The organism is Ruegeria sp. AB11 (genome assembly GCF_056536325.1).
The window spans coordinates 3,531,661-3,553,991 of the sequence record NZ_JBQFJO010000001.1 but is presented as its reverse complement, the minus strand read 5'-3'; the positions used below and the strand labels follow the sequence as shown (position 1 = coordinate 3,553,991).

The following is a 22,331-nucleotide window of genomic DNA, read 5'->3' as shown; positions in this document are numbered from 1 at the left end:
CACTTACAGCAGGCCGCGATGGGCGAGGTTTCGCATCAGGTGTGACGCCCCAAACGTCCACTCAGGGCATTCCGTCGACAGGCGCACTGTGTTTGTAAGTGCCCCAAGTTGTGCATTGGCGATGGTGACGACGTCGCCAAGTTTGTGTGTGAATCCACCGCCTAGGGTATCCCGGTCCTGGGTGGGGGCGAAGAGCGTGCCAAGAAATAGCATCAGGCCGTCAGGATATTGGTGGTGGCGTCCGATTGTCTGCTTCACAAGATCGGCAGGATCACGACTGATCTGAGACATCGATGAGCTGCCGTTCAGGATAAATCCATCTGGTCCGGTGACGGTCAGCGTCAGTTCAGCCTGGCGTACATCGTCCAGTGTAAACACATCATCGAACAACCGGATCATCGGTCCGATTGCGCAGGAGGCGTTATTGTCCTTGGCTTTGCTCAGTAACAGAGCCGAACGCCCCTCGACATCGCGCAGGTTCACATCGTTGCCTAGCGTTGCGCCCTTGATTTGGCCACTTGAGGTCACGGCAAGAACAACTTCGGGCTCGGGGTTGTTCCAGGTTGAGATCGGGTGCAGCCCGATATCTGCGCCGAAACCAACGGATGAAAGGACTTGCGCCTTTGAAAACACCTCGGCATCGGGTCCGATCCCGACTTCCAGATACTGGCTCCAGAGACCTTCGGTGATCAGTGTTTCTTTGACCTCTGCGGCCGCGTTCGATCCCGGCACGATGTTCGTGAGGCTGTCGCCGATCCGGTCCCCGATGCGCGCCCGGATCGCATCGGCCTTGGCAGGATCGCCTGCGGCCTGTTCCTCGATCGCGCGCTCGACCATGGAACCGGCAAATGTGACCCCGCAGGCCTTAACCGCCTGCAGATCGCACGGCGCAAGCCATTGGTGGGCGGCGTCCGATAGGCCAATATCTTCCCCTTGGGCGTTGAGCACGTATTCCGTTGCGTCTTCGCGTTCCAGGATGTCCCGGACTGTTGGTGCCGTTTTTGATGTAATATCGACAACCTGCCCATTGCGCAGGGTTACCACGCTGGGTCCAACCCCGGCACGCTCGACACGGCCGAGCCACAGCCCGTTTGGTTCCAATGTATGTATGGTCATTTCAATCCCTGAGGTTATAGGCGCGGGCGGCATTCCCACCCATGATCGCCTGACGTTCTGCGTTGCTCAGCTGGTTCAGCAGAGCGTCGGTGCTTTCACACCAGCGTTCGTAGCTGCTGGCCAAAGTGCAAACCGGCCAATCGCTGCCCCAGATCAAACGCGACGGGCCGAAAGTGTTCAGCAGGTGATCCACATAGGGGCGAAGGTCTTCGATCGACCAGTGAGCGGCTGCCTCAGTCGCAAGACCGGACAGCTTGCACCACGCACTGGTCTCTCGGGCCAATGTCGACATGTCTTCGGACCAGCCGCCCAAGATCGCGTCTTTGATAAATGGTTTCGATCCATGGTCGATGACCACACGCATATCGGGGTGGCGCCCCAGAAGTTGTCTGAGCGGGCCCAAGTGTTGGGGCAAGGTCAATGCATCGAATGTCAGGTCATGCCGTTGAACAGCCTCGAAAGCTGGAGGCAGCGTGTCGCCGAGCATCCACAGAGGGTCAGCGATATCCTGTATCATCGGGCGAAGACCGACCAGTGCCGGATGGGCGTCTAACGCAGAAATCTGTGCGCCAACATCATCGGCCTCAAAATCAACCCAGCCGACAACACCTTTGATGAACGCATTCTGGTCGGCCAGCGAGAGCATGTATTCGGTCTCAGCCACGGTGGGTGCCGCCTGGACAAGGACCGTGCCATCGATTCCGGCAGCCTTAAGCAGGGGTATTAGATCGTCCGGTGTGAAATCCCGGTAGATCGTCTCCAGATCGGGCGTCAGCCAGCCATAGTCGCCACGCGCCAAATCCCAGAAATGCTGATGTGCGTCGATCCTCATTCGATCACACCCTTTTTCAGGATGATGTTGCCATAAAGCCTGCGTTCGCCGGTCTGAACGATAGCAAAAGCGTTGGCAGCACGGTCGTAGAATGCAAACCTTTCTAAGCCCTGCGCCTTGGCGGGGTTGTCGGCAGTGGAGTCAATGATGCGCTGAAAGTCCGCGACGGCGTCTGGAACTGCCTCTGGGTCGCCGACAACCTGCATGGTCAACGCCGGATCAGAAACGAATGTGTCCAACGGCATCACCGACAACACAGCTTGCAACACTTCACTGGCTGAAGACCCATCCGCCCGGATGCAGCCCGGCCCGCTGCTGGTGCCTGGGAAGTTTGCATCTGCGATGACGATTTCATCCCCGTGGCCCATCGCCCTGAGGGTATACAGAAGCTCCGGCGACAGGATCGGGTTGATGTTACGCAGCATCTGCAGCCTCACTTGGCAGAGGCGCGTCGAGTCGGATCAGGCCTTCGGATCGCAGGTCCGACCACAGACCCAGAGGAATGTCGCGCTCCATCAATGCTACATTGGACTGCACCTCGGATGCGTTGACGGCCCCGGGCACCACTGTTTTGACGCAGGGATGACCCAGAAGAAATTGCAGCGCCGCCGCAATCAGCGGAGTGTTGTGGGCCGCGCAAACCGCTTCGATCTTACGGACCCGTTCCAAAATGTCTTCTGGTGCGTCTGCATAATTGTACTTGGCGCCGGGTACAGCTCCGGTGGCGAGAATACCTGAATTGTAAGGCCCCCCAAGGATGATCCCGACATCGCGCTGCTCACAAAGTGGCAGGAAACTGTCGAGCGCTTCCTGCTCCAGCAGCGTATAGCGTCCGGCCAGCAGGAACCCGTCGAAATCCCCCAGCCCAAGAAGCCTTTCGCAAACCTGCCATTCGTTTACGCCCGCCCCAATTGCAGCGATTTCACCCGCATCGCGCAATTCGATCATAGCCTTGTAACCCCCGCCATCAAAAAGCTCGCGTACCTTGGCGTCCGAAACCTCTTGACTGCCTTGACTGAAGACACAGACATCATGGACCAGAAGAATGTCAGAGTTCGCCACACCGATCCTGTCGCGGCTGGCCTCGTAAGATCGCATCACCCCGTCATAGGTATAGTCGAAGACGATTCTTTTCTGCGGTACATCGACGAAGGCTTCAGGGGTCACCTCATGCGGTTCGCAATCCAGCAACAGGCGACCAATCTTGGTCGAAAGCTGAATGTTCTCGCGACCGAACCGACCGATCGCCTGCCCAAACCGATGCTCTGACCGGCCAAGCCCGTATTGCGGCGCGGTGTCGAAAAAACGGATGCCTGCGTCATAGGCGGCTTGCAATGCAGCCTGCGCATCCTCGTCCGAGACTTTGCGGTACAGATTGCCCAACGGTGCCCCGCCGAACCCCATGCGGGTCAGGGGAACGGGCCGTTTGGTCCGGTTGTTCAGTAGTTCTGTCTGGGACACGGTCATCCTGCCTCGCTATTCAGCTGTGGGGTGAAGTTGAACAATTCGGGGTTTTGCTTTTCAAGTTGTTCGATGCGCGGCATCAACTGCCCAAGGTGAGTACGCATAGCGTCCTGCGCAGCCTGTTCGTTGCGATTGCTGATCGCTTCGAAAATGGCCCTGTGCTCCGCCAATGTTTCAGCGATCCGGCCAGGGGTGGGCAGCAACAGCATTCGGGCGCGGCTGACTTGCAATGAAACGGTCTGGGCGACATCCGCGAGGCGGCGGAAGCCGGTAAACTCCATCAGCAGACCGTGGAATTCTTCGTCTGCCAGATAAAAGCCGGGGATGTCCTCATCCTCGATCAACAGTTCCTGCAGGCGCATGTTGCGGCTCAATCGCTTGCGCTGATCGTCGGTCAGATCGCGCGCAACCTTCGCAACAGTTGCAAGCTCAAGCGCCTCGCGCAGGAAAGCACCTTCGCGGATTTCGTCCATCGAAAAGTAAGACACGCGGGTGCCGGATTGCGGCACTACATCCACCAGCCCTTCAGAGGCCAGACGCGCGATGGCGTCGGCAACAGGCGCGCGAGATACGCCCAATCGTTCGCATACGGGAGCTTTCCGGAGATTCGCTCCGGGTGGGAAATCAAGCGAGAGAATCGCCTGCTTTAATGAGTAGTGAACCCGTTGAGTCAGCGGCCCTTCGATAGTCGTGATCTCGGGCAGCAGCGCGGCATCAATATCTTGGTGTTTGCTCATGCTTGGCAATTTAGCATTCTAACATGTTAGTTGACAAGTGGCGATATTGGATTTAGCAACATTGGCCAAGCAAGCGGGGAAGAGATGCAAGCACACGGCGGCATAGATGTTTTGGAAAAGGCGACGCGCGACGTCGTGAAGCTTAATCCGCAGGACAATATCGTCATTGCTTTGCGCGACCTGCAGGCGGGCGAACAACCGGCGCATGTTCCGGTGCCCTTGGCTGCACCTGTTTCCCGCGGTCACAAAATTGCGGTGTCACCCATCAAGACTGGCGAAAACGTTGTTCGCTATGGCCAGATCATTGGACAGGCCAAATGCGATATCGCGCCGGGCGAACATATCCACGTTCACAACCTCGGAATGGGGGCGCATCAGCAGGACTACGCACATGCCAGCGCGAACGCGCCACTACCCACTCTTACTGAAGAGCGGACTTTCGATGGATACCATCGTACCGACGGCAAGGTGGGTACCCGAAACTACATCGGAATTCTAACCACCGTTAATTGTTCGGGGTCCGTGGCTCGTTTTATCGCTGAGGCGGCAGAAAAATCCGGGCTGCTGGACAGCTTCCCAAATTTGGACGGTGTGGTGCCGATTGTGCACGGGACCGGCTGCGGAATGTCTGGCAAGGATGAGGGTTATGCCACCCTGTTTCGAACCCTGTCCGGGTACGCCCAGCATCCGAATTTCGGGGGTATCCTGCTGATTGGTCTGGGGTGCGAGGTCATGCAGGTCGCAGACCTTGTCGGCGGACGACCAATCCGCGCTGACGGTGCCCTGCGCTATATGACCATTCAGAACGAGGGCGGAACCCGGCGCACCATCGAACGAGGGCTGGGAGAGTTGCGTGGCATCGCAGAGTTGGCCAATCAGGTCGAACGCGCCCCCGCTTCGATCAGTGCCATTACGGTCGGCATGCAATGCGGCGGCTCTGACGGGTATTCAGGGATCACGGCGAACCCGGCTTTGGGATATGCCTCGGATCTGCTGGTGCGCCACGGGGGCACGACGATCCTGTCGGAAACTTCGGAAATCTACGGCGCTGAACACTTGCTGACGCGGCGGGCCGAAACGGTCGAGGTTGGCGAAAAGCTGATCGAACGCATTCACTGGTGGGAGGATTACACCGCCCGCAACGGCGGTGAGATGGACAACAACCCAAGCCCCGGCAACAAGCGCGGTGGCCTCACGACCATTCTGGAAAAATCGCTGGGAGCCGTTGCCAAAGGAGGCACAGCTCCTCTGCGCGACGTCTACAAATTCGGTGAGATGGTCGACAAGCACGGCTTTGTTTTCATGGACAGCCCGGGATTCGATCCGTGTTCTGTCACCGGACAAGTGGCGTCGGGTTCAAACCTGATCGTGTTTACCACCGGGCGCGGCTCGGTTTCGGGGTACCAGCCGACGCCTTGTATCAAGCTGGCCACCAATTCCGAGATGTTTGCGCGCATGGCCGACGACATGGACCTGAACTGCGGTGACATCGTGACCAACGGGATCAGCATCGAGGCCAAGGGAGAAGAGCTGTTTGAAATGCTCATCCGCGTTGCGTCGGGAGAAAAGACCAAAAGCGAGGAACTTGGCTTTGGGGGCGTTGAATTCGTCCCCTGGCAAATCGGCGCGGTGATGTGATCCGCGTCGGGCCCAAGGGAAAGGGGCACATGGGAGGGAAAATGAATAAGTTGGTCGAAATGACGGGGATCGATAAGTTCTTCCCCGGTGTGCACGCGCTGAAATCCGTGCAGTTCGATCTTGAACCGGGCGAAGTTCACGCGCTGATGGGTGAGAACGGCGCCGGTAAGAGCACGTTGATGAAGATCCTGTCGGGTATTTATCAGCGCGATGGCGGGATCCTGAAGATCGAAGGGCGTGAAGTCAGCCCGACAACCCCGCGCGAGGCGCAGGATCTGGGCATCGGGATCATCCATCAGGAATTGAGCCTGATGAACGACCTGACTGTCGCTCAGAATATCTTTATCGGGCGTGAACCGCGCAAGAGCTTTGGTCGTTTAGACGAAGCGGCGCTGAATGCGCAGACGGCCGATATTTTTGCTTCGATGAACCTCAACCTTGATCCCAAGGCGCTGGTGGGCAGCCTGACCATCGCGAAACAGCAAATGGTCGAGATCGCCAAAGCACTGTCCTTTCGGTCCAAGGTGCTGATCATGGACGAGCCCACTGCAGCCCTGAATGATACCGAGATTGCCGAGCTGTTCGTGATCATCCGCCGCCTCAAAGCTGAAGGCGTGGGTATCGTTTACATCAGCCACAAGATGGACGAGCTCAAGCAGATCTCAGATCGCGTGACGGTTATGCGCGATGGGGAATATGTCGGAACAGTAGGGGCCGCCGAAACCCCGATCAGCCAGATCATCGCCATGATGGTCGGCCGCGAGGTCAACGAAGAACCGCTGGACGTGCCCGATCTGGGTGATGCTGAGATGTCTCTGCAGGTCACCGGGCTGAGCCGGAGTAACGAAATTCAGGACGTGAGCTTCTCGGTCCAAAAGGGCGAAATTCTGGGCTTTGCCGGTCTGATGGGCGCAGGCCGTACAGAGGTTGCACGTGCTATCTTCGGGGCCGATCCCAAGGATAGCGGCGAAATCCGGGTACATGGTCAGGTGGTGTCGATCAAATCACCCACTGACGCCGTCAAAGCGGGGATTGGATACCTGTCCGAGGACCGAAAGCATTTCGGCCTCGCCACTGGCATGAATGTACGCGACAACATCGCGCTTGCCTCGATGGACCTATTCACCGGCGCAGGCGGGGTTCTGCACGATGGTGAACTCAGCGACATCGCCAAAAGCTTCATCCAGCAATTGGGCATTCGAACACCATCGGATGTGCAGGAGGTTCGCCTGCTATCAGGCGGCAACCAACAGAAGGTTGTTATCGCCAAATGGCTGCTACGTGACTGCGATATTCTGATTTTCGATGAGCCCACCCGAGGCATCGACGTCGGCGCAAAATCCGAGATCTACAAGCTGTTGGAAGAACTGGCGGGGCAGGGCAAGACGATCATCGTGATCTCTTCCGAACTACCCGAAATCCTGCGCCTCAGCCATCGCATCGCCGTGATGTGCGAAGGGCGACTGACCGGCATTCTGCCCGGCGGCAAAGACACCACTCAAGAAGACATCATGCATCTGGCCACGCGACGTGCGGCGGCGATGCAGGTAACAGGGACAGTCCAATGACAACAGCAACCGATATTGAAAAGAAAAAGCCACTCTCGGGCCTTGCGGACAGTGGCGCGTATCAAAAGTTGTTGGCCTTTGCCAGTTTGATCGTGCTGCTGATCGGCTTTTCCATTGCGTCGCCGAATTTCATGCAGACATCGAACATGATCGCCATTCTGCAGGCGACATCGGTGAATGGCGTTCTGGCCGTCGCGGCTACGCTGGTCATTATTACGGGTGGGATCGACCTGTCGGTCGGCACGCTGATGACCTTCTGCGCAGTGATCGCTGGCGTGGTCCTGACATATCTCGGCATGCCACTATTGTTGGGCGTCGCTGCAGCCATTGCGGCTGGGGCATTCTGCGGGCTTTGCTCAGGCACTTTCGTCGCCAAGATGAAAATCCCACCGTTCATTGCGACGCTTGGCATGATGTTGATCCTCAAAGGCCTGTCGCTGGTGATCTCAGGGACGCGGCCGATCTACTTCAACGATACGCCGGGCTTTGACCTGATATCGCGCGGGTCACTGATTGGAGAGATTTTCCCAGCGCTACCCATCCCCAACGGGGTGTTGATCCTGTTCCTCGTGGCCATCGTGGCCTCGTACATTCTGGGGCGCACGGTTCTGGGCCGATACACCTTTGCGCTTGGCTCAAATGAAGAAGCGGTGCGATTGTCCGGCGTGAACACCGACATGTGGAAGATGCGCATTTACGCGCTTGCTGGCGCGATTTGCGGCATCGCCGGTATCCTCATCGCCTCGCGCCTGAATTCTGCACAACCGGCCTTGGGACTGGGTTACGAGTTGGAAGCGATCGCCGCCGTGGTGATCGGCGGCACGTCCTTGTCCGGCGGACGGGGCACCATTCTGGGCACGCTGATTGGTGCCCTGATCATGGCCGTGTTGACCAATGGCTTGCGCGTGCTGTCCGTCGCGCAGGAATGGCAGACCGTTGTGACTGGCGCAATCATCATCCTGGCCGTCTATGCCGATATGGCGCGGCGCAAGAAATCGGGATGACTAAGCAACTAAATTAAAGACCAAAACGACCAACTGGAGGAGAATAACATGTTTTCACGTCGTTTCATTCTGGGTGCGCTGAGCGCAGCCACCCTGGCAGGACCTGCCTCGATGGCCGCAGCCGAAGAAATTTATATCCCGCTGGTATCCAAAGGCTTCCAGCATCAGTTCTGGCAGGCCGTGAAGTCGGGTGCGGAGCAGGCGGCTGACGAGTTTGATGTCACCATCACATTTGAAGGTCCGGATAATGAGACAATGGTCGACCGTCAGATTGACATGCTGGCTGCCGCTCTGGCCAACAACCCCAAAGCCATTGGTTTTGCCGCTTTGGATAGCCAAGCTGCAATTCCGCTTTTGAAGCAGGCCAATGAAAAGGGCATTCCGATCATCGCTTTCGACAGCGGCGTTGACAGTGACATTCCGCTTTCAACCGCGACAACGGATAACTTGGCAGCAGCCGGGCTTGCAGCCGACAAAATGGCAGAAAAAATTGGTGGCAAAGGCAAAGTCGCAGTTGTCGCGCATGACCAGACCAGCCGCACCGGCATCGATCGTCGCGACGGTTTCGTGAACCGTATGGCTGAGAAATACCCGGATATCGAAGTTGTCACGGTTCAGTACGGTCAGGGCGACCACTTGAAATCGACCGAAGTCACCAAGGCGATCCTGACAGCAAACCCCGATCTGAATGGGATCTTCGGCACAAACGAAGGCTCGGCCATCGGTGTTGTAAATGGCGTTCAGGAGCTGGGTACCGAGGGTCTGGTCATCATCGGTTACGACAGCGGCAAGGCTCAGAAAGACGCAATCAAGAGCGGTCTGATGGCGGGCGCTATCACGCAAAACCCTGTGGGCATTGGCTATGAGACGGTGAAGGCAGCGGTTGCGGCTTTGAACGGTGAAGAGGTTCCAGGTCTGATCGATACAGGCTTCTACTACTACGATGCCTCGAACATTGACGACCCGAAGATCACGGCCGTTCTGTACGACTAAGTGCAACCACTCACACTGTCCGGTCTGCCTTTCAGGCGGGCCGGATGGTTTCATCTGAAGATCGTCCGGTGAACTGATACCGAGGCGTGCGGGGCAGGGGCATTCGGGTTGCTGCGCTGGCCTGCGACTGAGCTGCCGTCCTTATTGGCACATCAATGACAAATTCGCGCCGGTTGTCGATCAGGGCGGAAGCGAAATGTTGAGCCGACGTTGCAAAGCCGTCGCACGTTTGCCCAAATCGTTTGAAATCGGCGTTGGAACATTTAGGGAAACGCGGTCTCCGGCGGCGCGCAGCAAAGGCTCGATGTCGGTCCATTGTCTGTTCCTTGCGGAGTGCCGGAGCCGTCGGTTTTCTTCCTGTAGCGCTTCGATCCTCTGGTCGTCCTCGCCAGCGCTCAAGGCAGTGCCTTGGTTTTGTTCTTGTAGCATGCCCTCAAGTGCTGAGCGTAGCATCTCAGTCAAGGCGGCTTGGGCGGTCTCGGGGTTCAGCGAATTTTTAGTCAGTGCGTCCACGTGTGTTTTCTCCATCTGCTCGAGGACGGTGAACAGCGCGGCTGCGCGCTTCACAGCGTCGAGCGGGAGGTCGGTTCGCAGCGACAGGCAGAGAAACTGGTTTGGGACCTGGTTTGACAGTTTTTTTTGGCAGGCGTTTTCGGAAATAGAAAATACGGCCACGGCGCATGAGGTAGGGGCCGGTATGGTAACGGGGTTTGCGCGGCCGACCGTCGGGTCGATTTCTGGCTGGCTGTGTCACAGCAAGTGTCACAGTTTCCGAATGCTGTGAGACATCGGATATTCCGGAGGCTCTGTCGCCCCTTATTTTCCTGGCTTTTCTGGAAAATGTGGCTGGGGTGGTAGGATTCGAACCTACGATACACGGTACCAAAAACCGCTGCCTTACCACTTGGCTACACCCCAACGGTGAGCGGCTATCTACGACTGTTGCTTTCGGGGTTCAAGGGCTTTTTTGGACAAATATCATATCGATCTGCAAATTTTTCTGACAGCGGTTTGGTGATGTCTACCGCTCTTGGGAAACTGCTCGAAGTATTGAAAGATGGTGAATTCCAACGATTGGTTCAGGTGAGTGTTTCTTGGATTTCTTGGCAAAGGCGCAGATTTTGGTTTATGTATGTGAACTTCAACCTGCGACTGCGTTTCAATTGCGTGATGCGCCTATTAACATGTTGAAATATTGTGTTAAAATAAAAATATGACGATTGAAAATTTCCGATCACTCACCTAGGTGATTATTGTCCGCTATCCAAAAAAGGAGCCTATTATGAAGCTGAACTTGCAAGTTGCAGAGGCATTGAACAAGCAAATAAATAATGAGCTTCATGCTTCGTATACCTATCTGGCGATGTCGGCCTATTTCGAGGCGCAGGACCTGCCAGGTTTCGCCAGTTGGTTCCGGGGGCATTCCGCAGAAGAAGATACTCATGCAATGCGTATTTTCGACTTTATCGCCAAACGGGGTGGCCGGATCAACCTGGAGGGGATCGCCAAGCCGCAAAAGGAATATGAATCGCCTGTTGATGTGCTCGAACAGGCTCTGGTGCAGGAACAGACAGTAACCGGGCAGATCAATGCGTTGTTCGAGCTGGCGCACGAGGTCAAGGAATTCAGTACGCAGAATATGCTGAACTGGTTTCTGGCAGAGCAGATCGAGGAAGAGGATTTGTTCACTTCGATATTGGATAAGGCAAAGGCGGCCAACGGAGATCGCTGGAATCTATTGCTGCTGGATCAGGAACTGGCCAAGCGCGGCAACGGGCAAGTCGAGGGTTAACCAACGCAGAACTCAGGATAAGGGGTGGTTATTCCCGAATTTCAGAGGGATCGACCCCCCAAAGATTGTTCTTGAGGGTCCAGCCACGATAGCCTCCGGCCGAAATGCGGCACCAATCCGGTGTACATTGCTCTAGTCGGGCGACAACCCCGGTTTCGAAATGCGCGTTCACCTGCGAATTTTGGTCGGGCAGGGTGTAAACCGGCAGCAAGTCGGATTCTATGAGAACAGTCCGCACGCCTGAAAGCAGAGCGTAGTGAACCCAACCCCCCGCGCCGTCGTGGTCCTGCACTTTGCGCCAGTTTCCGTATTCAGCCGTGATCTGCAGCGGCATGCCGCGTCGCTTGAACACCCAGTCGATTCGGTGGGTCAGAGATGGGCCGCGGCGCACATTACCCTCGGCCGCTTTCATTGAGACATATCGGGGTAGAGGCAGATTCGTGACTTGGCCACGTTTTTCCTGCGCAGACGCGGCCACAGCGCCAAACGCGAGAAGAAACACCGAGATCAACGCCACAAAATGGCGATTCACTGAAAAACTAGCACTCACTGCCTGTCTGCTCTTATGCCTGTCGATCGTGCGTAAAAAAGGTTGAGACGATGCCCAAGGGGTTCTTGTGCCCCGTGTAATCCTGCGCCACGATGCCATGGCGCGCGGCTGTTTGCAAAGCGGTAGGAGGGCTAAGGTGCCAAGAGAACGTCTGAGTGTTGTCGTTACGCGACGGTTACCCGAAGCGGTGGAAACCCGGTTGAGCGAGCTTTTCGATGTAAAGCTGCGGGACAACGATGATCCCATGACACGCGAAGAACTGACTGCCGCAGTGAAAGAAGCAGATGTGCTGGTCCCAACCATCACCGATACCATTGATGGCGGTATTTTGGGGCAGGCAGGAGAGAATTTGCGCTTGATTGCGAACTACGGTGCGGGTGTTGACAATATAGATGTGGCGACAGCGCGGCAGCGGGGCATTCTTGTTTCGAATACTCCAGGCGTACTGACCGACGATACCGCAGATATGACGATGGCACTGATCCTGGCGGTGACCCGGCGTATCCCTGAGGGGCTGGGCGTAATGCAAAAAGGCGATTGGGCCGGGTGGGCTCCGACTGCCTTGCTGGGTGGCAGAGTTGGTGGACGCCGGTTGGGTATTCTTGGCATGGGCCGGATCGGGCAGGCGGTTGCCCGCCGTGCCAGTGCCTTTGGAATGCAGGTGCACTACCACAATCGCCGCCGCCTGCGCCCAGAGATTGAGCAAGAGTTGGAAGCGACCTACTGGGAAAGCCTGGATCAGATGGTTGCGCGCATGGATGTCATTTCGGTCAATTGCCCGTCAACGCCTTCGACATTTCACCTAATGAACGCGCGGCGATTGAAATTGATGAAACCCTCGGCTGTGATCGTGAATACTTCACGCGGTGAAGTCGTAGACGAAAACGCGTTGACCCGGATGATCCGTGCGGGGGAAATTGCAGGCGCGGGCTTGGATGTTTATGAACAGGGCACGGACGTTAATCCTCGCCTTCGGCAGCTGCCAAATGTAGTTTTGTTACCTCATATGGGCTCTGCCACGCTCGAAGGTCGGATCGAGATGGGTGAGAAGGTCATCATTAACATCAAGACATTCGAGGACGGCCATCGGCCGCCTGATCAGGTTGTGCCTGCAATGCTATAGGCCGCGGCCTGAAGGAAAGGGAACGCAATGGTGCAGGCAGCCGCTTTGCAGCGAAATGAATCCGGAATAGAAACCGCTGTCGGAGTTCTGAAACAAAGATTTGGGGACCGGCTGCAGACCGGTGCTGCGATCCGTGAGCAGCACGGGCACACTACGACCTGGATCGAGAACCAGAGCCCTGATGCGGTGGTCTTTCCGCACTCTACCGAAGAAGTTGCGAATATCGTTAAGGTCTGTGCCGCGCATAAAGTGCCGGTAATCCCTTTCGGTACAGGCACTTCGCTTGAGGGGCATGTGAATGCGCCTGCCGGTGGGATTTCCGTCGATCTGAGCCAGATGGACAAGATACTGGCAGTCAACGTCGGTGATCTGGATTGCGTGGTACAGCCGGGTGTCACCCGCGCCGATCTGAACACCCATCTGCGGGATCAGGGGCTGTTTTTCCCCATTGATCCCGGCGCGAATGCGTCTCTGGGTGGCATGGCCGCAACGCGCGCGTCTGGCACCAACGCAGTGCGTTATGGGACGATGAAAGACAACGTGCTTAGCCTTGAGGCCGTGATGCCTGACGGGCAAGTGATCCGCACTGGACATCGGGCCCGCAAGTCCTCGGCCGGGTATGATTTGACGCGTCTGTTGATTGGTGCCGAGGGGACGTTGGGCATCATCACTGAGATCACTTTGCGTCTGCATGGTATACCCGAGGCCATCAGTTCAGCGCGTTGTTCATTTCCAACAGTGGATGCGGCATGCCAAGCTGTGATGCTGACCATTCAATATGGCATCCCTGTTGCCCGGATCGAACTGCTGGATCAGATGTCTGTCAAAGCGGCAAACGCCTATTCAGGACTTGATTTGCCTGAAGCGCCACTGTTGCTGTTGGAGTTTCACGGCTCGGACAGCGGAGCGGCTGAGCAGGCCGAGACCTTTGGGCAAATCGCGGAAGAATTCGGTGGCAGCGATATCACCACCACCTCGACAACCGAAGAGCGCAACAAGCTGTGGCAAGCTCGGCACGACATGTACTGGGCCAGCCTGCAATTGCGACCGGGCGCGCAGGGGATTTCAACGGATGTTTGCGTTCCGATCTCGCGTCTGGCCGATTGTGTGACAGCCGCACAGGAAAAAGCCGCCGAGTTGGGATTGCTGGCCCCGATTGTGGGTCATGTCGGAGACGGAAACTTCCATACTCTGTTGTTGATCGATATGGACAACCCGACTGAAGTCGCAAGCGCTGAGGATTTCGTTGGATGGCTGAACGATATGGCCATTTCGATGGAAGGCACCTGCACTGGGGAGCACGGAATAGGGCAAGGAAAACGCCCTTATCTGGTGAAAGAACTGGGTGCAGCCACGGCCTATATGGCGGCGATAAAATCGGCGCTGGATCCTGATAACATCATGAATCCGGGGAAGATTCTTTAGTATATAAGCTGTATGTCGACGGACAGATAATTCCAAGGATCGGTCATATCCACGCCCAAATTTCATAGGATTGAATCTCTTCAGAGCACTAATTGATTCTGAGGTTGATTTATGGGCGCCTTGCGGTTCATTGGATTTTTGCTGATCGCGGCGATTGTTGTCGCGGGTCTTGACTATTACCAGCAGGATAAAAAGCACGACGATACATTGTCCTTTGCAGATTATGTCGAAACGATCAATGATCGTTTCGGCTTGTATAAGGCCGAGCAGGCCGCCAAGCAGGCCGAACGTGAGCGCAAGAAAAGCTGGGATGCGGGTGCAAAATCCTTTTTGCCATCTCCCCCCGAGGGTTGGAGCCGCTATGATCTGATGGATGCCGATAGCAAGCCGGTTCAGGCGGTTCTGTCGGGGTATGAAATCTCGCCCATGATCAGCTCTATTCCCGGTCAGGCTGAATTACAGCGCCTCACGAATGAGGGGCGCGAGGGTCTGATACGTAAGCTGGTAGAGGCGGGTTATGTTTATGAAAAAGATGGTGAAATCGTCTGGTTCGACATCACTTTGAAGCCTAAGAAAGCACGCAATACTCTGGTTGGTCTGGCACTGGGGCGACAGGCCGACTTTATGAACGCGATGCAGTTTTCTAACGGATATGCCGTCATTGATGGCGTGGCGTTTGCGGAAGTGACCGAGGGTCTTTCTGGCGAGGTTCAAGAAAGCGACATCCGTAAGATCAAAGGTCGCATCGGATTTGATGAAGAAGTTGTGTTGCGTCTACACACCAATGCAAGCGATGCCACGATCCGGCAGTTTTTGAATTCAGTCGATTTGGCCGGGCTGAATGCACTGTTGGAATTTCCCTCGGTTGCGACAGGGCAGGGTATTTATGTTCCACTGGAGGAACAGCCTGAAATGGCAGGAAAAATGCTGAACCTCTATGGCAAAATGGTGGCTATGCAGGACAAGGTGACACAGCAGAAACTCGAGAACATGGATATCGGAGCTGTGATGTTGAACACGCTCACAGCGACGGATTTCAACGCAGAAGGTCTGGCCGATATCACTGGCGGCAAAGTCTTTGAAAATCAGGACAATTTGCAGATGGCCTATGGAAAGGCGCTTGAGTTGATTTTGCATTCGGATCAACGTCAAGCCGACGCCAGCCCGACTGACACGGGTGGCGGTTTTATCAATGGATTGCTACAGAAAATCCCCGGTTTTGGGGCATTTGGCGGCGGCGCCGTCGCCACTGCAGCAAACGCAGGACGCTCAGACGTCCGTGTTCGAAAGGGAAACGAAGGATCTTCCTGCGCAATGAGTGGAAGCTCTAAACGCTGCACCTTCGGTAAAAACTGATCGGATTGTCACGCCCGAATAACGAACCTGCATCAATTGCGGGTCGTTTTTCTATTATCACTGGTCGGATGAATGTCGCGCCGGGCGCCACAAATGCGCCATATGGTGTCAACAGATTCCAAGGGGAGACACCCGGCTATGAAAACCCAAGTCAAAGCACTGGTTGTCGGCGGCGGCGCCGTCGGAACCTCGATTGCCTATCACCTGGCCAAGGCAGGCTGGGATGATGTGATGCTGATCGAGCGGGACGAACTGACATCCGGTTCCACCTGGCACGCAGCGGGCCTGTTGCCGTTGTTCAACATGTCCTATGCGACGACCCACATCCACAAATACTCGGTCGATTTCTACAAGACGCTTGAGGAAGAAACCGGGCTAAATGCCGGTTTCGCTGTGGTGGGCAACCTGCGCATGGCACAGACGCAAGAGCGTATGGACGAATACATGCTCTATGCGTCCACAGCCGAGACCTGTGATGTTGCCTACGAATGGCTTACCCCTGACCAAATCAAAGAGCGCTGGCCGCTGATCGAAACCTCGGACCTGAAGGGTGCAATTTATCACACTGAGGACGGCTATATTAACCCTGCCGACGTAACGCAGGCGATGGCCAAGGGTGCTCGTCAACGCGGCGTCGACATTGTTCGCAAGATGCAGGCCGATGCGTTCCATTGGAACGGCACCCACTGGGAAGTCACCTGCACCAAGATGGTCGAGAAGGGTGGCAACCTCGTTCCTTCAGATGAGCAGGTTGTGATCACTGCCGAGCATGTGGTGACCGCATCAGGCAACCACGCGCAGCGCACTGCCAAGATGTTGGGCATCAAGATGCCTGCCATCCCGGTCGAGCATACCTTCATCGTCATGGACAAAGACCCCGAACTGGTCAAATGGCGCGAAGCGGGCAACCCCGAACACCCTGTTGTCCGCGATGCCGACAACGAATCCTACGCACGCGAAGAACGTGGCGGCTGGATACTGGGTATCTACGAACATGGCGCTCCTGCGCAGTTCGAACATGGCGTGCCGGACAGCTTTCGCGCTGACCTGTTCCCGCTGGATCTGGACCGGATTGCCGATCAGTACATGGCGATGGCAGAGCGTGTTCCCTCCTGCGCCGAATCCGGTTTGAAAGACGATTTCAATGGTCCAATCTGCTACACCCCTGACGGCAACCCGCTGGTTGGTCCGGCTCCGGGCCTGCGCAACATGTGGCTGGCCGAGGGTTTCTCGTTCGGCATCACCGCTGCAGGTGGCACCGGCTATTATCTGGCACAGATGATGGTCGATGGCGAAGCCGAGATCGACATGGCTTCGCTGGACCCCAAGCGTTACTCGTCCAACTGGATGACCACCGAATTTGCGGCGCGCAAGAACGAAGAGTGCTATGAGCACGTCTACATCCTGCACCACCCGGATGAAGAGCGTGAAGCCTGCCGTCCATTGCGTACTGTTCCGGCTTATAACCGGCAGAAAGCCCGTGGCGCTCAGTTTGGCTGGGTCAACGGCTGGGAACGTCCGAACTATTTCGGCCCGCTCGACGCGCCAGACAACTTCGACAAGGAAAGCCGCTCGTTCCGTCGTGGTGGCTGGTGGCAGTATGCCGTCGAAGAAGCCAAAGCGATCCGAGAAGGCGTTGGCCTGATCGACGCGTCGGCCTTTACCAAGCATGTCGTCAAAGGCCCCGGTGCGACCCAGTTCCTGGACTGGTTCACCTGCAACAAGCTGCCCAAGGTTGGTCGCATCAACCTGACCTACGCGCTGACTTCGCACGGCACCACCCGCACCGAATACACCATCGTCCGCAACGGCGAGAACAACTACTACATCGTCTCTGCCGGTGCCTGGACCGAGTACGACGCCGACTACCTGCGTAAGGCGGCTGAGGACAAGATGGAGGAGTTCGGTTATATCGAGATCCAGGACGTGACCACCCAGTGGGGCGTATTCGCCATCGCCGGACCCAAGTCGCGTGACGTGCTGAAAGAGGTGATCAAGGACGCCGACCCGGAAACCGCTCTGTCCAACAAACGCTTCCCATGGCTGTCGGCCCGTCAGATCGAACTGGGCATGTGCCCGATCAACGCGATCCGCGTGGCCTATACCGGCGAGTTGGGTTGGGAACTGCACCACCCGATCGAGATGCAGAACTACCTGTTCGACCTGCTGGAAAAAGCCGGTGAGAAGCACGGTATGAAGCTGGTCGGTGCACGTGCACAAAACTGGCTGCGCCAGGAGAAATCCTATCGCGCGTTTGGTACAGAATTGGGCCGTGACGCGACCCCACTGGAAGCTGACCTGCCACGCTTTGTTGACCTGTCGAAAGACTTCTACGGCAAGGCCAAGCTGGAAGAGACCGGCGTACGCGTGAAATGCTGCACTCTGCTGATCGACGGGCCGGACGATGCCGATCCATGGGGCCGCGAGGCGCTGTACACGCCGGAAGGCGAGCGCGTCGGTCGTCTGACCTCGGGTGGCTATTCGGTGGCCTTCGAGAAGTCCATCGGCATGGGCTATTTGAAGCCCGAACTGGCGGTCGAAGGTACTAAGCTTCAGGTCAAAATTCAGGACAAACTGTGGGATGCGGTCGTCACATGCGACAGCCCCTACGATCCGAAGAATGAAACCATACGTAAGGACGGCTAGTAACTTAGAAAGGCGGCACAAACCTGTACCGCCTTCCCCAAAAAGCCCGCCTCTGGTGGGCTTTTATTATGCGTTCAACTCATCAAAGCAGTCTAGGGCTTTCGCCGCATACATCATAGATGGCCCGCCACCCATCTGCACCGCCATCGCCAACACATCCGATACCTCGTCGCGAGTGGCGCCTGCTTTGATCAACGCCTCGGTATGCAGGGTGATGCAAGGTTCGCACCGAACGGCGATCGACATGCCTAACGCGATGAATTCCTTGGTTTTGTAGTCCAGGATCCCAGCTTCTTTGACCGATTTCCCCAATGCGCCAAAGGCTCGGGCGGTATCGGGAATGGCGCCGTTGAGATTGCGCAGGCTTATGCGGGTCCCGTCCAGTGCTTCGTGCCAGCTCATTACAACATCCTTCTTAAAACATATGATAAATTGCATATGATGCATAAGAAGAGGACCGGCTTTGATCCTGATCAGATTGCTGCCTTTTGGCCTATGAATGCCAAGTTGTTCGCGGGCATCTGAACGACCTCGACCAGTTCGAGGTCATTTTCAGAGAACAGCGCCATTATCTGGGTGTCATCCTTATACCCAATCTCGGGGTCCTGTTGAACCAATGCGTCGTGAAATCTCTGGTCGCCTTCGCTGGTCAAGCGCCCATCACGTTTGAAAGGGCCATATAGCACCAAACGCCCGCCCAAGTTCAAAACGCGCGCGGATTCGGTCATCAAGGTTTCAACCTCGGGTAAGCTGATCAGATGTAAGAGGTTGACCAGCACAACCAAATCTTGCCTTGCTATGGTTTTGTGCCAACCTGCCGCGGTTGCATCCAGATGAAGTGCAGGGGAAGTGTTTCCCAGCCCTGTCGAATAGGCATCAATACTGGCGCGCCGTTCCAAGGTGACTTCGCTGGGTTGCCAATGAAGTCCGGGCATCCGCCGGGCAAAGGCCGATACATGCTGACCTGTGCCACTGGCCAGTTCCAACGCGCGGCCCGATGATGGGGCAACACGCGCAATCAGATCACAAAGCACCGCCGCGTTTCGGCTTGCTGCTGGGGCGACAAGCATGCCGTCATCACCTTCTGTGGCGACGCTTGCATTGGGGGGCAGTTTGCGCGGCGTCATCTGCGCAACCTTTCGGGCTTCAGCATTTGCACAGTTGTGGCATCAAGTGATGGTTCAGTACCTGTTACAAGATCTGCCACAAGTTGCGAGGCTGCCGGGGCAGTCTGAAACCCGTATCCGCCCTGCGCGGCAGACCAGATAAAGGTTCGGTCTGTGGGATCTGGCCCCAGAACCAAAGTGCCGTCCGATACAAAACTGCGCAGCCCGGCCCAGTTTGTTTCAACACGTGTCACCGGTTCTGTCACCATGGCCTCGTACCGTGCCAAACCTTCTGCCAGAACCATGTCGTCGGCATAGGCATCATGGGGTGAGGTCGGGTCAGTCTCGCAAGGTGAAACGAGTAACTTTCCGGCATCGGGTTTGGCATACCAGGTCTCAGCGACCCCCAGCATCATGGGCCAGTTTTTCACATCATGCCCTCCAGGCGATGGTAGGCGGGCCATGGACCGACGAAATGGAGTAATACCGATTGGCTGGATTTCTGCCATTTGCGCCACTTCGTCCACCCATGCGCCAGCGGCATTTACCAAGTTGCGGGCTTCAAAGGTGTCAGAGGCTTCAACGACCCAGTGACCGGACTTGCGAATGCTGCCGACCTTCTCTCGGGTCAGGACTGATCCACCGTTGCGTCGGATGATCCGTGCATAATCCTGCAACATCCGGTCCGTATCTATGTCAAAGGCAGTATTGCTGATGGCAACATGTCCTACGGTGTCGGCATTCAGGATCGGGATTTGCTTTGTAGCCTCGTCCAGAGAAATTTGCTGAACTCCAAGGTCTTGAGCTTCCTTCAGGAACAACTCTTGTTGATCCTTGGCACCCACCAGCATCAATCCACGCGGTGTCAGGTATTCATTGACTTCAAAGAAAGCAGCGCTCTTTTCGTTCAGAGCTTTGACGGAAGGCGGCCCATATCCCTTTTCAAACAGGGCGGCGGACCGACCTGAGGTGTGATAGCCCAACGCATCCTCTGCTTCTAACACAGTTACGGTGCCGTGCTTGGACAGGCGGGCACCCGCACTTAACCCGGCGATACCGCCGCCGATAATCAGGAAATCAATCATACGTGTTCTTTCGCTTCCGGCCGCGGGATGATCAGTGTGACGCATAATAAACCCGTGACCTATGCGGACCATGGCACGCGTGCCTTCAAACGAAAAGACGCAAGCACCATGCACAGGAAACTTGATCGCAAGCGATCAGCCTGCTCTTAGTGCAATCAAAGCGAGATTCGGAGGCGGACGTGAACTCGGCAGACATTCACCCGATGGCAACGGGGCATATACCCTCTTATGTAACGCAGGCGGACGGTAGCGACTACCTCTTTACCTTTATGGTCATTTTCACCGTCGGTTTGGTGGTTCTGATCGGGGTTGCGTATTTTACGCTGCATTCGATCCCGGAAAAAATGGCGCATGAGAATAACCATCCACAATTTCAGCTGGTTGGAATACTCGCGCTGTTGGCTTTGTTTACCCACAACGGAATATTCTGGATTGCGGCAATTCTTGTCGCGGGTTTTCAGTTCCCCGATTTTGCTGCTCCGTTGCGGTCGATTGCAGATGCCATCCGATCCCTGGCACCGGGGCAGGATAAAGCCGTGGTGCCTGATCCACCCGAACCGGATATTGAGCCCGAAACCTCAGAACCGGCAGCGCAGGGGCACTAAACCATGATTGAGACGATGCTGTGCGCACTGATCACTGTGCTTCCCGACTATCTGTTCCGCCGCTTTGTTCAGGGTAAACGGATCGGACATGAGATTACTCTGTTCACCATGTGGTATGAACTGCGTTGGGGGTTAACGACCTGCGCTATTCTGGCACTGACGGTGATCACCACTTTGTTTTATTTCCATCCGGCCAGCAAAACGGCAGCCTCGTACTTCCGGACGGTCACGATCCTTCCACAACTCGGCGGCCGCGTTTCCGAAGTTTATGTGCGCAACAATGAGCAGGTGACAGCAGGGCAGCCGATTTTCCGGATTGAGGATTTCACGCAAACAGCACAGGTTGAAGCTGCTCATGCGCAAATCGCGCAGGTTCAAGCCTCATTAAAAGTGGCGGAAACCGATCTGGCTGAGGCCGAGGCAGGCATAGCGGGTGCACGCGCGGCTTTGGATCAGGCGCTTGAAGATCTCGAGCGGAATACAACATTGCGCGACGAAGGGTCCAGTGCCGTGCGCCTGGCCGAGATCGACCGGCTTGAAAATTTGGTCGCCGAGCGTGAGGCGCAAGTCACGGCTGCCACTTCCAAGCGCGCTGCAGTGGTGCAGCAGATCGAGGAACTGATCCCTGCCCAGCTTGCCAGCGCGAATGCTCAGCTTGACGCGGCATTGACCGAGCTGGACAAGACCATAATCAGCGCAGGTGTCACCGGTCGCATCGAACAATTTGGGCTGCAGGTCGGCGATTACGTGAGCCCGTTATTGCGGCCGGCAGGCATCCTTGTGCCGTCTTCTTCGGGGCACGACCGGTTTCAGGCTGCGTTCAACCAGCTTTCAGCGCAAGTGATCAAATCAGGCATGATCGGTGAAATCGGGTGCATGACAAAACCCTTCACAGTGATCCCTGTCGTCGTCGTCGAGGTACAGGATGTGATCCCTTCAGGTCAGATCAGGCCAACCGATGAATTACGTGACGTCCAGACCAATACCAAGCCAGGCTCGATCCTCGTCTATCTCGAGCCGCTTTATGAAAGCATGGTCGATGATGTGCCGCCGGGAAGCAACTGTCTGGCCAATGTCTACACGGATAACCACGCCAAGCTGGAAGACGAAAACCTTGGGTTCTGGGAAAAGTCATTCCTGCATGTGGTCGACACCATCGGCGTTGTCCACGCTGCGGGCTTGCGGTTGCGGTTGATCCTGATGCCGGTGAACACTCTGGTTTTGACTGGACACTAAAACCGGCTCCTAATCCATTACTTGGTGTTTGACCCGGTCCCTGGCAGCCATGTGT

The 22,331-nt window shown here is 56.2% G+C and carries 21 protein-coding genes and 1 tRNA gene; 11 read left to right on the top strand and 11 right to left on the bottom strand.

The window, feature by feature from the left end; genetic code table 11:
• Positions 1-3: 3 nt before the first annotated feature.
• Genes ACR3EJ_RS17755 through ACR3EJ_RS17735 form a run of 5 tightly spaced genes read right to left on the bottom strand, consistent with a single transcriptional unit; the run spans position 4 to position 4,149 of the window.
• A complete protein-coding gene (locus ACR3EJ_RS17755; protein WP_170543187.1) occupies positions 4-1,116 on the bottom strand; it encodes a fumarylacetoacetate hydrolase family protein in 1,113 nt (370 codons plus the stop codon).
• A gap of 1 nt (position 1,117) precedes the next feature.
• Positions 1,118-1,948 (bottom strand): amidohydrolase family protein, encoded by an 831-nt coding sequence (locus ACR3EJ_RS17750; protein WP_170543189.1) that lies wholly within the window; start codon positions 1,946-1,948, stop codon positions 1,118-1,120.
• Positions 1,945-2,373: an RbsD/FucU domain-containing protein gene (locus tag ACR3EJ_RS17745; RefSeq protein WP_170476771.1), complete on the bottom strand. Its 429-nt coding sequence runs from the start codon at positions 2,371-2,373 to the stop codon at positions 1,945-1,947. Before ACR3EJ_RS17745 ends, ACR3EJ_RS17750 begins: the two co-directional genes overlap by 4 nt.
• Positions 2,363-3,415, bottom strand: a complete 1,053-nt coding sequence (locus ACR3EJ_RS17740) for an aldo/keto reductase (RefSeq protein ID WP_170543191.1) — start codon at positions 3,413-3,415, stop codon at positions 2,363-2,365. Before ACR3EJ_RS17740 ends, ACR3EJ_RS17745 begins: the two co-directional genes overlap by 11 nt.
• Positions 3,412-4,149 carry a GntR family transcriptional regulator gene (locus ACR3EJ_RS17735; protein ID WP_170543193.1) on the bottom strand — a complete coding sequence of 246 codons (738 nt, stop codon included), beginning with the start codon at positions 4,147-4,149 and terminating at the stop codon, positions 3,412-3,414. Before ACR3EJ_RS17735 ends, ACR3EJ_RS17740 begins: the two co-directional genes overlap by 4 nt.
• Before the next feature lie 84 nt (positions 4,150-4,233).
• Here ACR3EJ_RS17735 and ACR3EJ_RS17730 point away from each other — a divergent pair, with 84 nt between their 5' ends.
• From ACR3EJ_RS17730 to ACR3EJ_RS17715, 4 genes are read left to right on the top strand one after another with little or no spacing between them, the layout of a single operon-like run.
• Complete coding sequence (locus ACR3EJ_RS17730; protein ID WP_170543195.1) at positions 4,234-5,787, top strand: altronate dehydratase family protein; 1,554 nt, start codon at positions 4,234-4,236, stop codon at positions 5,785-5,787.
• 41 nt (positions 5,788-5,828) lie between these two features.
• Positions 5,829-7,355: a sugar ABC transporter ATP-binding protein gene (locus ACR3EJ_RS17725; RefSeq protein WP_170543197.1), complete on the top strand. Its 1,527-nt coding sequence runs from the start codon at positions 5,829-5,831 to the stop codon at positions 7,353-7,355.
• Positions 7,352-8,359, top strand: coding sequence for an ABC transporter permease (locus ACR3EJ_RS17720; RefSeq protein WP_170543199.1), 1,008 nt, complete (start codon positions 7,352-7,354; stop codon positions 8,357-8,359). The genes ACR3EJ_RS17725 and ACR3EJ_RS17720 overlap by 4 nt, the downstream gene beginning before the upstream one ends.
• Positions 8,360-8,407: 48 nt before the next feature.
• On the top strand, positions 8,408-9,352 hold the full coding sequence (locus tag ACR3EJ_RS17715) for an ABC transporter substrate-binding protein (protein WP_170543200.1): 945 nt from the start codon (positions 8,408-8,410) through the stop codon (positions 9,350-9,352).
• A 180-nt stretch (positions 9,353-9,532) separates the two neighbouring features.
• On the opposite strand, the gene ACR3EJ_RS17710 is transcribed toward ACR3EJ_RS17715, so the two are convergent.
• Positions 9,533-9,865 (bottom strand): hypothetical protein, encoded by a 333-nt coding sequence (locus tag ACR3EJ_RS17710; protein ID WP_170543202.1) that lies wholly within the window; start codon positions 9,863-9,865, stop codon positions 9,533-9,535.
• A gap of 330 nt (positions 9,866-10,195) precedes the next feature.
• Positions 10,196-10,270, bottom strand: a tRNA-Gln gene (locus ACR3EJ_RS17705).
• 364 nt (positions 10,271-10,634) lie between these two features.
• On the opposite strand from ACR3EJ_RS17705, the gene ACR3EJ_RS17700 reads away from it, so the two are divergent.
• Entirely contained in the window at positions 10,635-11,144 is a 510-nt protein-coding gene (locus ACR3EJ_RS17700) for a ferritin (protein WP_170543204.1), read from the top strand.
• Positions 11,145-11,172: 28 nt separating this feature from the next.
• On the opposite strand, the gene ACR3EJ_RS17695 is transcribed toward ACR3EJ_RS17700, so the two are convergent.
• Positions 11,173-11,694 carry an SH3 domain-containing protein gene (locus tag ACR3EJ_RS17695; protein ID WP_411353642.1) on the bottom strand — a complete coding sequence of 174 codons (522 nt, stop codon included), beginning with the start codon at positions 11,692-11,694 and terminating at the stop codon, positions 11,173-11,175.
• 136 nt (positions 11,695-11,830) lie between these two features.
• Here ACR3EJ_RS17695 and ACR3EJ_RS17690 point away from each other — a divergent pair, with 136 nt between their 5' ends.
• The 4 genes from ACR3EJ_RS17690 to ACR3EJ_RS17675 all read left to right on the top strand — a co-directional run bounded on the left by ACR3EJ_RS17690 (position 11,831) and on the right by ACR3EJ_RS17675 (position 18,244).
• Entirely contained in the window at positions 11,831-12,817 is a 987-nt protein-coding gene (locus ACR3EJ_RS17690) for a 2-hydroxyacid dehydrogenase (protein WP_170543206.1), read from the top strand.
• Between the two features lie 27 nt (positions 12,818-12,844).
• Entirely contained in the window at positions 12,845-14,242 is a 1,398-nt protein-coding gene (locus ACR3EJ_RS17685) for an FAD-linked oxidase C-terminal domain-containing protein (RefSeq protein WP_170543208.1), read from the top strand.
• Between the two features lie 111 nt (positions 14,243-14,353).
• Entirely contained in the window at positions 14,354-15,598 is a 1,245-nt protein-coding gene (locus ACR3EJ_RS17680) for a hypothetical protein (protein WP_170543210.1), read from the top strand.
• A 138-nt stretch (positions 15,599-15,736) separates the two neighbouring features.
• A complete protein-coding gene (locus ACR3EJ_RS17675) occupies positions 15,737-18,244 on the top strand; it encodes a GcvT family protein (protein ID WP_170543211.1) in 2,508 nt (835 codons plus the stop codon).
• A gap of 66 nt (positions 18,245-18,310) precedes the next feature.
• Here ACR3EJ_RS17675 and ACR3EJ_RS17670 read toward each other — a convergent pair whose 3' ends face one another.
• The 3 genes from ACR3EJ_RS17670 to ACR3EJ_RS17660 form a co-directional block, all read right to left on the bottom strand.
• The gene (locus ACR3EJ_RS17670; RefSeq protein ID WP_170543213.1) at positions 18,311-18,646 is read right to left on the bottom strand and encodes a carboxymuconolactone decarboxylase family protein; all 336 of its coding nucleotides are present in this window, start codon (positions 18,644-18,646) and stop codon (positions 18,311-18,313) included.
• A gap of 71 nt (positions 18,647-18,717) precedes the next feature.
• The gene (locus tag ACR3EJ_RS17665; protein WP_170543214.1) at positions 18,718-19,371 is read right to left on the bottom strand and encodes a DUF938 domain-containing protein; all 654 of its coding nucleotides are present in this window, start codon (positions 19,369-19,371) and stop codon (positions 18,718-18,720) included.
• Positions 19,368-20,435: an NAD(P)/FAD-dependent oxidoreductase gene (locus ACR3EJ_RS17660; RefSeq protein ID WP_170543216.1), complete on the bottom strand. Its 1,068-nt coding sequence runs from the start codon at positions 20,433-20,435 to the stop codon at positions 19,368-19,370. The genes ACR3EJ_RS17665 and ACR3EJ_RS17660 overlap by 4 nt, the downstream gene beginning before the upstream one ends.
• Positions 20,436-20,638: 203 nt before the next feature.
• On the opposite strand from ACR3EJ_RS17660, the gene ACR3EJ_RS17655 reads away from it, so the two are divergent.
• Both ACR3EJ_RS17655 and ACR3EJ_RS17650 read left to right on the top strand, forming a co-directional pair.
• On the top strand, positions 20,639-21,040 hold the full coding sequence (locus ACR3EJ_RS17655) for a hypothetical protein (protein WP_170543335.1): 402 nt from the start codon (positions 20,639-20,641) through the stop codon (positions 21,038-21,040).
• A gap of 3 nt (positions 21,041-21,043) precedes the next feature.
• Positions 21,044-22,276, top strand: coding sequence for an HlyD family secretion protein (locus tag ACR3EJ_RS17650; RefSeq protein ID WP_170543218.1), 1,233 nt, complete (start codon positions 21,044-21,046; stop codon positions 22,274-22,276).
• The last annotated feature ends 55 nt before the right edge of the window (positions 22,277-22,331 follow it).

Excerpts from the sequence above, each read along its gene's own strand:
- ACR3EJ_RS17750 (WP_170543189.1), bottom strand. The coding sequence starts at position 1,948 with ATGAGGATCGACGCACATCAGCATTTCTGGGATTTGGCGCGTGGCGAC.
- ACR3EJ_RS17685 (WP_170543208.1), top strand. The coding sequence starts at position 12,845 with ATGGTGCAGGCAGCCGCTTTGCAGCGAAATGAATCCGGAATAGAAACC.
- ACR3EJ_RS17730 (WP_170543195.1), top strand. The coding sequence starts at position 4,234 with ATGCAAGCACACGGCGGCATAGATGTTTTGGAAAAGGCGACGCGCGAC.
- ACR3EJ_RS17660 (WP_170543216.1), bottom strand. The coding sequence starts at position 20,435 with ATGATTGATTTCCTGATTATCGGCGGCGGTATCGCCGGGTTAAGTGCG.
- ACR3EJ_RS17655 (WP_170543335.1), top strand. The coding sequence starts at position 20,639 with ATGGCAACGGGGCATATACCCTCTTATGTAACGCAGGCGGACGGTAGC.
- ACR3EJ_RS17650 (WP_170543218.1), top strand. The coding sequence starts at position 21,044 with ATGATTGAGACGATGCTGTGCGCACTGATCACTGTGCTTCCCGACTAT.
- ACR3EJ_RS17715 (WP_170543200.1), top strand. The coding sequence starts at position 8,408 with ATGTTTTCACGTCGTTTCATTCTGGGTGCGCTGAGCGCAGCCACCCTG.
- ACR3EJ_RS17755 (WP_170543187.1), bottom strand. The coding sequence starts at position 1,116 with ATGACCATACATACATTGGAACCAAACGGGCTGTGGCTCGGCCGTGTC.
- ACR3EJ_RS17700 (WP_170543204.1), top strand. The coding sequence starts at position 10,635 with ATGAAGCTGAACTTGCAAGTTGCAGAGGCATTGAACAAGCAAATAAAT.
- ACR3EJ_RS17735 (WP_170543193.1), bottom strand. The coding sequence starts at position 4,149 with ATGAGCAAACACCAAGATATTGATGCCGCGCTGCTGCCCGAGATCACG.
- ACR3EJ_RS17725 (WP_170543197.1), top strand. The coding sequence starts at position 5,829 with ATGAATAAGTTGGTCGAAATGACGGGGATCGATAAGTTCTTCCCCGGT.
- ACR3EJ_RS17720 (WP_170543199.1), top strand. The coding sequence starts at position 7,352 with ATGACAACAGCAACCGATATTGAAAAGAAAAAGCCACTCTCGGGCCTT.
- ACR3EJ_RS17670 (WP_170543213.1), bottom strand. The coding sequence starts at position 18,646 with ATGAGCTGGCACGAAGCACTGGACGGGACCCGCATAAGCCTGCGCAAT.
- ACR3EJ_RS17740 (WP_170543191.1), bottom strand. The coding sequence starts at position 3,415 with ATGACCGTGTCCCAGACAGAACTACTGAACAACCGGACCAAACGGCCC.
- ACR3EJ_RS17665 (WP_170543214.1), bottom strand. The coding sequence starts at position 19,371 with ATGACGCCGCGCAAACTGCCCCCCAATGCAAGCGTCGCCACAGAAGGT.
- ACR3EJ_RS17745 (WP_170476771.1), bottom strand. The coding sequence starts at position 2,373 with ATGCTGCGTAACATCAACCCGATCCTGTCGCCGGAGCTTCTGTATACC.
- ACR3EJ_RS17680 (WP_170543210.1), top strand. The coding sequence starts at position 14,354 with ATGGGCGCCTTGCGGTTCATTGGATTTTTGCTGATCGCGGCGATTGTT.
- ACR3EJ_RS17675 (WP_170543211.1), top strand. The coding sequence starts at position 15,737 with ATGAAAACCCAAGTCAAAGCACTGGTTGTCGGCGGCGGCGCCGTCGGA.